The following is a 9,826-nucleotide window of genomic DNA, read 5'->3' as shown; positions in this document are numbered from 1 at the left end:
GCGTCAGCGCCATGGAGCCGGAGAAGTCCTCGATCGGGCTGATCTCCGCGAGCACCTCCGCCAATCCGCCGGCGCCGGATTCGCCGCGCGCGGTGGCCCGTTCGCGCCAGGCGGGCGTGCCGATCAACCATTCGAACGAATCGGTCTGGACTTCCAGCAAGCCCGGAACTTCGAGGGGCTCACGGATCTTCGCGAACGAGAGCCGTTTCGGCGAGGGGGAGAATCCGGAATCGGCGGGCGTTGCGGCATAGACGTCGGTCTGACTCGAGACTGTCAAGATGCGTCCTTCCAGCACCTCATGACGCCCATACGTTCGCGTGGGCGTCACGGTATCTGCTTGTCCTGTGGGCGGTAATTCACATGGCGCACCGTGCTGGACCGTGTCCGAACATGACTCGACAACAACGGGTAGAAGGTGGCACGCAGACTGTGCCACTTTCCACGGTCAATTCGTATTTCGAGAGTTGGACAGCACGCGACCCGGCGCGAAGCCCTAAATTACACCCGATTTCGACCGATGTCGAGAGACAACAAGAAAGAAGACACGCCATTTCCTGTGTCTTCCCATATTTATAGTGACATCTCGATCCTTCGTTCGTCAAGTCTATTAGCGGTAATTCGCCAGCATTACTCGAGCGGGTCTCCTGCCGCGGCGGTCGCCGCCGGTGATGCGACCGGTTGCCTCGCCGCCCGCACGACCGTGGCCGCGGCGAGTGTGAGAACCGTGCCACACCACAACGCCTTCGCGGGCTGACCGGTGTGGTCGACGACCACGGCGGCGGTGACAGGGCCGAGCGCAGCGCCGATATTGAACGCCGTGGTGGCCAGCGCACCCGCGATCCTCGGCGCGGCGGGCGCCGAGGTCTGCACGATCGTCGTGATCAGTGTCGATCCCACTCCGAACGCGACCGCCCCGGACACCGTCGCCATGATCGCGACGCCGGGCAGTGCCTGCGCGGTCAGAGCGGCCAATAACCACACCCCGACGAGCCCACTCGTTCCTACGGTGACGATCCGCTCGCGATGACGGTCGCTGTGGCGGCCGCAGACCGTCACACCGACGAACGAACCGATGCCGAACAAGGCCAGCACGATCGGAACCCAGCGGCTGTCCGCTGTGGAGAGCCCTGCGGTGATCGAACCGAGGAACGTGAACCCCGCGAACGTCGCCGCGTTGACCAGCACCGCGACCAGCACCGAGGTGAGTACCGGCCGTTCGCCGAGTACCGCCCACTCCCGCAGCAAAGAGGACTCGGCTGTGGCCGGGCGATCACCGGTGCGAGCCGTACGGGGCACCATCGCCCACACCGGAATCACCGCTGCCCCGCTGACGATCGCGACAGCCCAGAACGCGATACGCCAATCCCAGAAGTGCCCCAGCACAGTGCCGGCCGGTACCCCCGCGATACACGCTACGGTCACCCCGGACACCACCACCGAGGTCGCGCGCCCCACCATCGCCGAGCCGACCAAGTGCGGCAGAGCGGCCAGCGCGATTGCCAGGAATCCCGCGTTGGCGACGGCGGCGACGACCCGCGTCATCAGCAGTACCGTGAACTCGCTGGTCACGGCGCCGACGACATGAGCAGCGCAGAACACCGCCAAGAACGCCGCTATCGAGTGCCGGACCGGCAACCTGCCCGCCGCCATCGCCATCACCGGCGCGCCGAGCACCATGCCCGCCGCGAACAGTGAGGTCAGCAGACCGGCGGTGCCGAGCGAGACTCCGACATCGACGGCGATCGCCTCCAGCAACCCCGACACCATGAACTCGGACGTGCCCTGCGCGAACACCGCGACAGCCAGCACGAACACCACAATGGGCATAAAAGGAACTCCCCGGATACAGGGCGCGACAAAGCGCCCGAGATGGTCGCGGAAATCGGGTGAACCGTCACCCTCCGCGGAGAGACCAGCTTCGTCCGGCGTTGCGAAATAACCACTCGGTCGCGCTACGACCAGCGGTTTCGCATTCACAACGCCGCCCGGCGCGTATGCCGGGCGGCTACCGTCTGGACGACTCCGGGGAATTCACGACCACACCATAACAACGCGTGCAGGCGCGGCCAACGCGATTTTTCAGTGACCCCGTAGGCGGGCTATGGCGGCGTGGTTCGCGGACGGATCGAGCGTTATGGCCGCCGCCCACACATGCGCCGCTACGGCGCGCTGGTCGAACAGGGCTATCCAGGCGTCGATGCACTGGCGGGTGTCGCCCACCGAGGTGGGCGTCGGTCCGAGTTCGGGCAGGTGGGTGTACGTCAGCGACGTGTAGGTGCGTCCTCGGGCGTCGAATATCGTTGCCGCGCAGATGGGATCGGCGGTGGCGCGTTCGCTCGATCGGCCCGCGGCCGCAGCCTGCATCGCCTCGTGCGGGCTGGTGAATATCTCGCCCACCGTCAGGTAGGCGAGCCCGAACGCCCACACGCGGCCGGTGAATCTCCGGATCAGCCATTCGGCCGAATCCAGGACGGGAGAGCGTTCGGCGTCGGGATCGAGGACGATCTGAGTGTGGGCCGCGTCGTGCGCGGTGGCGCTTCCGGTGCGGGCGAATCCCCAGAAATGCACGGTGTCGCGGTCGGCGGCGTCTGCGCGACGCTCGGCCAGCATGGCCGCGAGTAGTGAATCGATCGTGGCGCTGGGTGGGTATCGGATGGCGGAACTCGTCGGCTTGCGCGACTTGTCCTGTGGTCGATTTCGTCGATCGGGCATTTTCGCTCTCTGGAGTGGGCGTGGAATCGGTCAGGCGAACTCACCCGGCTGGGGCGGTCCGGGAGGATCCGTGGTGCGTGCTCCGTGTGCGGGCAGCAGAATGTCCCAGAACTCGATGCGCAGCGCGTCCCACAGCCGGAAGTGGCGCGGGAACCATTCGCGGACCTGCGCCAGATCCGGCAGTGCGCGCTCATCGAAGGCGACGAATCCGTTCTCGCCCAGCGGGATCGGCACGGTGTCGCCGTTGTTGCGCAGCCGGTAGGCGGGTGTGGGATCGGCTTTGTCACGCAAGGACACGATTTCGATGCGACTGCCCACCACTCGCCAGCCGGCCTGTGCGGTTCCCGTTGTCGTCCGATGCAATCGGCTCATCCCCGGAAGGATTCCGGTGGGGCCGCCAACGCCGACAATCGTTCCAGCACTGCCTGAATGGTGTGCACGTCGAGTATGCGGTCAGCGTCGCAGGTCTCGTCATATGACGGAAAGCCGATCCCTCGTGCGGCGGCTCGTTCCCGGTGGCTCACCGCCTGCGGTATCAACCGTCCCGCGAGAACCAGCGTGCGGTACGCTGCCGCCTTCCACGCACACCGGTCGATCCGGCAGGTCAGGTGCGCCCGCATCTGCTCGTGCGCCGATTGCACGTCGGCATAGCGGCAGATACCGGGCGGAATCAGCAGGGCATCCGGTGCCCCGCGACCGCCGCGTAGGCGCGACTCGGTGCCGTGACCGGTGGGCCCGCTGCCGCGCGTAGTCGGCTGTGATGCGCGGGAATTCGTGACTGCATCGAGTTCTGTTCCGTGTTCTTCGGCCATGTGCATATGCTGCGAACGTGCTCACGACGGGGAGCTCGAATCGGCCGGTGCCCGGCAATCGGCGTATACGCGCCGAACGGTTCCCGAGTCGGCGCACGTCGATTCTCGCCGTGGGAAAAAGCAGGTCACACCGTGGGACAGCAGGGGAGGACACAGCGGAAATGGTCGGTACCAAGTCGGACGTCAGCCGGACGACGCTGCCGCGTCGCCAGTTGGGCCGCGCACTGCGCGACGCGCGTCAGGCCAACGGCTACACCCTCGAGCAGGTAGCCGAGGTCCTGGAGATCAGCCGATCCGCGCTGGGACGGCTGGAACTGGGGCAGAACGAGAAGATCAAGGTTCGGGACATCGAGTTCATCTGCCAGTACTACGGGTTGCCGGATGAGCGGACGGAATATCTGAAATCACTTGTGGACCAGACCAATGCGAAGGTTTGGTGGCAAGACTATCGGAGCCTGATCCGGCCGGGGTTCAACACTTATCTTCATCTGGAGGTGGCGGCAGCTGAACTTCACTTTTTCCAGTCGCTTATCGTGCCCGGGCTGTTGCAGACCGCCGATTATGCGCGGAATGTGGAATCGCACCCACCGAGGGTCACCTTGGAAGATGTGGAGAGGCGTGTAGCTCTGCGAATGAAACGATCCGCGATACTAACGCGCCGCCATCTGCCGATGCGAGCGGAGTTTTTGCTGCACGAGGCGGTGTTGCATACCGTGGTGGGCTCCAGACGGACAATGGCTGGACAGCATCGACATATTGCGGATTTGAGTGTGCGAGAGAATATTTCGATCCGCATCGTGCCCTTCGCCGCAGGCTTGCCTTCGGGAGCGGCGATACCGCCGTATATAATCCTGGACTTCCTGCGCGAGCCATCGGTTGTTTACACCGAAGGAGCCGTAGGAACAATGATTTTCGAGCAGCACGACGATGTAGCGAGATTTCAAACTATCATGGACGCCCTTCGTGGCGCTGCTCTGCACGAACAGCCCTCGAGAGACCTGTTGCGTACCATGGCGAGGAGATACGATCAGTGACTTCTGAGCTACCCAGTGCGCAATGGTTCAAGTCGAGCTACAGCGATGGTGGCGAAGCGTGTGTGGAGATCGCTTGGTTCGACGCCGGTCTGGTTGGCGTCCGTGATTCGAAGAACCCGACCGGCCCGGCGTTGATCCTCAGGCCGGGCCAATGGGACGCCTTCATCGCATGCGTCACAACTGGCGCGTTCGGTCCGCACTCTGATGGGTGAAATCGGAGTAGGCGACAAACAGCCCGGACCTCGGCCCGCAGCCGATGTCCGGGCCGTATCTGTCACGACACTGACGGAAGTAGCACGCTACTGGCGCATCCGGTTCAACGGCGGCTGAGCCAGACTGCTGCCAGCGGGTACGGGGCAATAATCGGAGTCCCAGCGATATTCACCGTTCCGCTCCAAAGCCCTTGCCGGGGGTCGATGTCATGCAGATCGAGCCCAAGGGGCACGAAGTCGAACGAAACGTACGTCTCGTCAGGGCCGACCGGCGTCTGATGCCCTCCCCGGCTGGACCCGCCACAGGCCAGCTCCACCGTCCTGCCATCCACAAAGACTTGCAGATCGCAGTTCTCGATCGGCGACCCGATTACATTGGAGGGACCCCGCCCGATGTGATAGGTACCAGGCGGGATAACACCGTTGCGCGGAAACTCCGGATCGTCAGCGGAGGCGACGGCGGGAGCAACAGAGAGTGCGGCGGCAGCGAGCGCAAACCCGGCCACGATCTTGCCAAACTTCATCGTTCCAGCTCCTTGAACAATTCGTCGAACTCAGTCGTATGTCCTAGCTTTCGTCGAACTCGTTACTGCCTTGCCACCATAGATTGGGCCCCAAACTCTGTACGTCCCAACAGGGAGAGGACCCCGCCGCTTCCCGGGCACCAGTCTCCCGGCCGCATCACACCTGGCACGCGCAGAACGCCTCTGGACCAGCGCGACCAAGGAGCGCCGCGCTGCTCGTCTGCTACTGTTGGCCCACTTGAGTCGTCACGGGTCGAGAGGGTGGGGATGAGTCATCGAATCCTGTTGGCACTGCTCATCGGAGCGCTGGCGACCGGTGCCGCGGGATGTGAAGACACCACGAGCGGATCGCCTGCGACGGGTTCCAGCACCACAGCGACACAGGCGCTGTTCAACCCCTGCACGGGGATTCCCGACGAGGCATTGCGGGCGGCTGGGGTCGATCCAGCCACTGAGGAGCCTGGCATTGCAGGGGTGCACCAATCTGGCTGGGAAATCTGTAACTGGGATGGACCCAGGTACTTCATTACTATTTTTTCCACTGGTCGCACGGTTGCGGAGTTCGAGAAAAAACCGGGAAACGTAGATTTTCAAGATGTCACAGTGGCTGGTCGCCAAGGCCGGCAGTTCCGGGTCGAGGGCGCCTCGAAGTATCTGGATTGCGACGTACTCTTTCCGGCGACTCAGGGGGTCGTGCAGCTCAAGGTTCTGAACCGGGCAGGCATGGATGGTCTCGAGGACCCGTGCGCAGTCCTGCAACGTGTTGGCAGGTCGATCGTGCCTGCGCTACCGCATTGATCAGGGGGTCATATGAGCGAGAACAACGCGGACCTGTGGAGTGGGCTAGCGGGCCGCGCACGGGCCGGGGAACTGTACCTCGATGACGAGAGTGCCGCGTATCACTGCGCGAAAGCGTGTGACCAGCGTATCGCCGACTTGCAAGGAATGCGAAGGTTTACCGCTGTTGCGCAGAGCGTTTCCGGCTTCGGCGATTTTGCCATGGCGGAACAGCTTGTCGGTAAGTTTCTGAAGCAGGCTACAGCAGACCCGAATTCGATCGACCAGATCATCCTCGAACACATCGAGACCGTGAAGAACATGCGCGAGGTCATGGCGATCTCGTTCAAGCGCATCACCGGGCAGGACATCGAGAACGCGACGAAGTTCGCGAACGCAACCGAGCAGCCGGGCTGATCCGCTCGCCCGCACTACCAACGAAGAAAGTCCAACAGAAAAGGAACATAGTTCCAATGCAGCATGAGGATTTGATGCGCCTCCTGGATGAGACCGACCGTCAGATCGCAACATTTCGCGCCCGCGTTCGTGGAGTAATGTTCGAGGTGGAGGATGAGTCGCATACTGCACACTCCAGTGACGGCCGGGCGATTGCGGTGGTATCTGGCGACGGTAGCCGGATCAAGGACATCAGCCTTCCCTACGGGCTTGGCGATACGAGCCGACCGGCATGGGCGCTGACCGACGATCTGAATACCGTGTGTCAGGCGATTGTCGATGCTGTTAACAGCGCCCGGCGCACCGCTAGTGTGAGTGTATTCGAGAAGCTTCGCGACGAGTTCCCTGAAGCATTCGACTTGCTCACCGATTTGCAGCCGTAGCGCCACGCTGCCCAGTAGTGAACTCGATCATAGCCGGGTACTCCGTTGGGCGGTGCGCTCAGAAGGATGAACGAGGATGACTGACTTCGACAATATCTACGCGATGGTGCAAGAGATAAACCGCGAGTGGGACCGGGCGGTGGTGGCTATCCGCACTCGCGACCACAAGCCGGAATCGCCAGTCGAACTGCGCAATGTCCAGATCGTGGACAGATATGACGGCACGCAATTCGGGACAGTGGTAATCGATAACCGAGGCATGCTGCACTCTATCCATCTGGATCCATCCGAGGTATCGAGGGCCAGCGAGAACCATATTCTCGGGGCAATCGTAAGTGCCATAAACTCGGCTATCGGGAGCGATCCGCTCACCGCAACTGGAGGAGGGTCCGGTGACTGACTTTCATGTCTGTCCGAAAGCTTTGAGAACACAAGCCAATGAGATCAGATATTGCTCGGGTCATTACAACTCGTCGGCGCAGCACATTGGAGAGCACCGTATGGGCGACTATGCGCTCGGAGTCTTCGGGCGTGATATCGCGGATGTCTTCAATGACGTGCTTGCCGATGTTCACGACAAGCTCATGAAAGGCAAGGTGACCATCGAGTCGGCGGGAAATGGTTTGGCTGCCTGCGCCAACATATACGAGAGTGTGGATGCAGCATATTATCGCGAATTCGGCTACATCGATGAAAGCGTCGGGTACTGACCATGGGTGGAAAGACCATCAAAGGATATCCGATTCCAGCTGATAAGAACCCTGATAAACTTCCGGAGGAGCTTGTATTTCCGTGGGGTCCAGCGAGTACGCTGGTCACCTTCGCTGAGAAGGTGGGTGTTCCAGGAGTCCGCGAGCAGGTCGATACGATCCATAGCATGCTCGGAAATCCGAACCAAATTCCGCCTATTACCAGCGCGTGGCGAACCTCTGTCCAGGAGCTCACTGCTGCGATCGACGGTAGTGATCGCAGCGTCGGGCTGCAGACAGCTAAAGAGAACATTGGCGGCCGATGGAATGGTACCGGCCGCGAAGCAGCGGTGGCGTATGTCGATCGCCTTATCAAGACAACCGAGGACACTCGCAGTGTCGTCAGGGATATAGCTATTCAGATCGACTCTTTCAGGTCGATCATCGTGGACAATTACACTAAGGCGATCTCTCATATAGCCAAATATGCGTCGATAATCCTGAACTATGCCGGTGGTGTATTAGAGGTTGTAGAAGGCTTGCTCGTCTTCGACTTCGATCTCAAGAAAAATACCGAAAATATCGTGAAGGCGCTGGACGATTTCATGCAAGAAGCGTCCAAGGTGATCAATGACGTTATTACCTTCAGAAGCGATATCATGAAGGAACTGGAGGCAATAAGGACTAGGGCGGCGGAGATTGCTGTCCCGGCGGCCATCGCGCCTGTAGCTCTGGACTATGAGAGCTGGAAACCGCGTAAGCCGACAGGACCGGCGTTCGGATAAGCAATGAAAACAAGACCTCTGCCCCGCGTCCTGCTCGGGATATCAGCTGCTTTGGCGATATCGATCGCTGGATGTTCGAAGTCCGAGACACCTTCGGAGCCAGCTCGTTTCGGGTCGCTTCCCAAAAATTGCGCGGGTCTGGCGCGGCCGATAGATGCGGCACTACACCAGTTCGCCGGCCGGTTGCGTAATGAGCGAGGTGAAGATGATTTCGAAGAATCTGACTTGCCGCCGTCGCCGAGTCCACGGTACGTACGCTTTCTAATATGTAACATTTCATACGGTGATTTGTCTGCGCCACAGCGTCACGAGTCCGGTGACAGACCGCGAAGTCGATTTCTGGCCATCACGTTCACTGTCGATTCTTCGCCGGGTACTTCCGTGTCTCATGCCAGTGAGTCGTTTGGCCGGTATTGGGATGGTTTCAATCGCGACAAGAAGGCGGTGAACGGGATCGGTGACGAGGCGTTCACGGGAATTGAGCAGCGATCTAGTGATAAAGTTGTCGTCAAGACCGGTTTTCGAATCAGCAATCTGACCGTGGACGTCTTTGCGACGGGATCGAATTTCTCCGGAACCGATGATGTGAGGACCGTGGAGTCGTCGCAGCTGTTCTCGGACGTGAAGTCCGGTGCTGAGTCCCTTGCTAAGGCACTTGCCGACAACATCGACGAGATCATGCTGGCGAGGTGATCTTCAAACGATGATCAACTGTGGTCTATGACGGCTTGAAACGCGCAGGCATCAATAGAGGGGGATGGTGAATGCATATGGCAGGCTCGGGTCGGTGGGGTTCTCCTGGACTGCCCCACGCCCAGAAGTCTCTGGACCAGCGCAGGCAGCCGGACACCGGTTGGCCTTCTGCTACTGTTGGCGCACTTGAGTCGTCACGGGTCGAGAGGGTGGGGATGAGTCGTCGAATCCTGTTGGCACTGCTCATCGGAGCGCTGGCGACCGGAGCCGTGGGATGTGAAGACACCAAGAGCGGATCACCCACGACGAGTTCCGGCACCACTGCGGCCCAGGCTCTGTTCAACCCCTGCACGGGGATCCCCGATGATGCGCTGCGGTCGGCGGGTGTTGATCCGGCCACCGAGGAGGCTGGCATCGCGGGAGTTCCGCAGTCCGGCTGGGAGATCTGCAATTGGGAGGGGCCCAAGTACTTCGTCTCAGTGTTTTCTACTGCACGTACAGTTGCCGAGTTCGAGAAGAAGCCCGGCAACATTGAATTCCGCGACGTGACAGTTGCTGGTCGAGTTGGTCGGCAATTCAAGGTAGAAGGTGCATCGAAGAACCTACTCTGCGACGTAGTTTTCGCTGCTCGGCAGGGAGCGGTCCAACTGCGGGTCTCTAACAAGGCAACGATCAGCAGTCCTGAAGATCCTTGTGTGATCTTGAATCGGGTCGGCGATTCTACTGTGCCGCTATTTCCGCATTGATTG

At 60.9% G+C, this 9,826-nt stretch carries 16 protein-coding genes; 10 read left to right on the top strand and 6 right to left on the bottom strand.

Annotated features, from left to right (window positions below; all coding sequences use genetic code 11):
* The 5 genes from ACL03I_RS27970 to ACL03I_RS27950 form a co-directional block, all read right to left on the bottom strand.
* Window positions 1–295 (bottom strand): hypothetical protein (locus ACL03I_RS27970; RefSeq protein ID WP_412807348.1); only part of this gene is annotated, 295 nt, incomplete at its 3' end.
* Between the two features lie 332 nt (window positions 296–627).
* Window positions 628–1,827 carry a Cmx/CmrA family chloramphenicol efflux MFS transporter gene (locus tag ACL03I_RS27965; RefSeq protein WP_412807343.1) on the bottom strand — a complete coding sequence of 400 codons (1,200 nt, stop codon included), beginning with the start codon at window positions 1,825–1,827 and terminating at the stop codon, window positions 628–630.
* Window positions 1,828–2,079: 252 nt separating this feature from the next.
* Entirely contained in the window at window positions 2,080–2,712 is a 633-nt protein-coding gene (locus tag ACL03I_RS27960) for a hypothetical protein (RefSeq protein ID WP_412807342.1), read from the bottom strand.
* A 30-nt stretch (window positions 2,713–2,742) separates the two neighbouring features.
* Window positions 2,743–3,084 (bottom strand): hypothetical protein, encoded by a 342-nt coding sequence (locus ACL03I_RS27955; RefSeq protein WP_412807341.1) that lies wholly within the window; start codon window positions 3,082–3,084, stop codon window positions 2,743–2,745.
* The gene (locus ACL03I_RS27950) at window positions 3,081–3,524 is read right to left on the bottom strand and encodes a hypothetical protein (protein ID WP_412807340.1); all 444 of its coding nucleotides are present in this window, start codon (window positions 3,522–3,524) and stop codon (window positions 3,081–3,083) included. Before ACL03I_RS27950 ends, ACL03I_RS27955 begins: the two co-directional genes overlap by 4 nt.
* A 161-nt stretch (window positions 3,525–3,685) precedes the next feature.
* Here ACL03I_RS27950 and ACL03I_RS27945 point away from each other — a divergent pair, with 161 nt between their 5' ends.
* Both ACL03I_RS27945 and ACL03I_RS27940 read left to right on the top strand, forming a co-directional pair.
* Window positions 3,686–4,558 carry a helix-turn-helix domain-containing protein gene (locus ACL03I_RS27945; RefSeq protein ID WP_412807339.1) on the top strand — a complete coding sequence of 291 codons (873 nt, stop codon included), beginning with the start codon at window positions 3,686–3,688 and terminating at the stop codon, window positions 4,556–4,558.
* Window positions 4,555–4,770, top strand: a complete 216-nt coding sequence (locus tag ACL03I_RS27940; protein ID WP_412807338.1) for a DUF397 domain-containing protein — start codon at window positions 4,555–4,557, stop codon at window positions 4,768–4,770. Before ACL03I_RS27945 ends, ACL03I_RS27940 begins: the two co-directional genes overlap by 4 nt.
* Before the next feature lie 104 nt (window positions 4,771–4,874).
* Here the strand turns inward: ACL03I_RS27940 and ACL03I_RS27935 are convergent, their stop codons facing one another.
* Window positions 4,875–5,294 (bottom strand): hypothetical protein, encoded by a 420-nt coding sequence (locus ACL03I_RS27935; protein WP_412807337.1) that lies wholly within the window; start codon window positions 5,292–5,294, stop codon window positions 4,875–4,877.
* Window positions 5,295–5,579: 285 nt separating this feature from the next.
* Between ACL03I_RS27935 and ACL03I_RS27930 the strand changes: the two genes are divergently transcribed.
* The 8 genes from ACL03I_RS27930 to ACL03I_RS27895 all read left to right on the top strand — a co-directional run bounded on the left by ACL03I_RS27930 (window position 5,580) and on the right by ACL03I_RS27895 (window position 9,823).
* Window positions 5,580–6,092, top strand: a complete 513-nt coding sequence (locus ACL03I_RS27930) for a DUF3558 domain-containing protein (RefSeq protein ID WP_412807336.1) — start codon at window positions 5,580–5,582, stop codon at window positions 6,090–6,092.
* A gap of 12 nt (window positions 6,093–6,104) precedes the next feature.
* Window positions 6,105–6,488: a hypothetical protein gene (locus tag ACL03I_RS27925; RefSeq protein ID WP_412807335.1), complete on the top strand. Its 384-nt coding sequence runs from the start codon at window positions 6,105–6,107 to the stop codon at window positions 6,486–6,488.
* A gap of 56 nt (window positions 6,489–6,544) precedes the next feature.
* Entirely contained in the window at window positions 6,545–6,910 is a 366-nt protein-coding gene (locus ACL03I_RS27920; protein ID WP_412807334.1) for a hypothetical protein, read from the top strand.
* A 76-nt stretch (window positions 6,911–6,986) separates the two neighbouring features.
* A complete protein-coding gene (locus tag ACL03I_RS27915; protein ID WP_412807333.1) occupies window positions 6,987–7,310 on the top strand; it encodes a hypothetical protein in 324 nt (107 codons plus the stop codon).
* Window positions 7,303–7,620, top strand: coding sequence for a hypothetical protein (locus ACL03I_RS27910; protein WP_412807332.1), 318 nt, complete (start codon window positions 7,303–7,305; stop codon window positions 7,618–7,620). The genes ACL03I_RS27915 and ACL03I_RS27910 overlap by 8 nt, the downstream gene beginning before the upstream one ends.
* A gap of 2 nt (window positions 7,621–7,622) precedes the next feature.
* The gene (locus tag ACL03I_RS27905; protein ID WP_364437667.1) at window positions 7,623–8,384 is read left to right on the top strand and encodes a hypothetical protein; all 762 of its coding nucleotides are present in this window, start codon (window positions 7,623–7,625) and stop codon (window positions 8,382–8,384) included.
* A gap of 381 nt (window positions 8,385–8,765) precedes the next feature.
* On the top strand, window positions 8,766–9,077 hold the full coding sequence (locus ACL03I_RS27900) for a hypothetical protein (protein WP_412807331.1): 312 nt from the start codon (window positions 8,766–8,768) through the stop codon (window positions 9,075–9,077).
* A gap of 215 nt (window positions 9,078–9,292) precedes the next feature.
* Window positions 9,293–9,823 (top strand): DUF3558 domain-containing protein, encoded by a 531-nt coding sequence (locus ACL03I_RS27895; RefSeq protein ID WP_412807330.1) that lies wholly within the window; start codon window positions 9,293–9,295, stop codon window positions 9,821–9,823.
* Window positions 9,824–9,826: the final 3 nt, after the last annotated feature.

This window comes from Nocardia sichangensis, assembly GCF_047200615.1.
Classification (GTDB): domain Bacteria; phylum Actinomycetota; class Actinomycetes; order Mycobacteriales; family Mycobacteriaceae; genus Nocardia; species Nocardia sichangensis.
This window is presented reverse-complemented; position numbering and strand designations above follow the sequence as displayed.

Coding starts and splice junctions, on each gene's coding strand:
- ACL03I_RS27965 (WP_412807343.1), bottom strand. CDS start 1,827: ATGCCCATTGTGGTGTTCGTGCTGGCTGTCGCGGTGTTCGCGCAGGGC.
- ACL03I_RS27960 (WP_412807342.1), bottom strand. CDS start 2,712: ATGCCCGATCGACGAAATCGACCACAGGACAAGTCGCGCAAGCCGACG.
- ACL03I_RS27955 (WP_412807341.1), bottom strand. CDS start 3,084: ATGAGCCGATTGCATCGGACGACAACGGGAACCGCACAGGCCGGCTGG.
- ACL03I_RS27950 (WP_412807340.1), bottom strand. CDS start 3,524: ATGGCCGAAGAACACGGAACAGAACTCGATGCAGTCACGAATTCCCGC.
- ACL03I_RS27945 (WP_412807339.1), top strand. CDS start 3,686: ATGGTCGGTACCAAGTCGGACGTCAGCCGGACGACGCTGCCGCGTCGC.
- ACL03I_RS27935 (WP_412807337.1), bottom strand. CDS start 5,294: ATGAAGTTTGGCAAGATCGTGGCCGGGTTTGCGCTCGCTGCCGCCGCA.
- ACL03I_RS27925 (WP_412807335.1), top strand. CDS start 6,105: ATGAGCGAGAACAACGCGGACCTGTGGAGTGGGCTAGCGGGCCGCGCA.
- ACL03I_RS27920 (WP_412807334.1), top strand. CDS start 6,545: ATGCAGCATGAGGATTTGATGCGCCTCCTGGATGAGACCGACCGTCAG.
- ACL03I_RS27915 (WP_412807333.1), top strand. CDS start 6,987: ATGACTGACTTCGACAATATCTACGCGATGGTGCAAGAGATAAACCGC.
- ACL03I_RS27905 (WP_364437667.1), top strand. CDS start 7,623: ATGGGTGGAAAGACCATCAAAGGATATCCGATTCCAGCTGATAAGAAC.
- ACL03I_RS27895 (WP_412807330.1), top strand. CDS start 9,293: ATGAGTCGTCGAATCCTGTTGGCACTGCTCATCGGAGCGCTGGCGACC.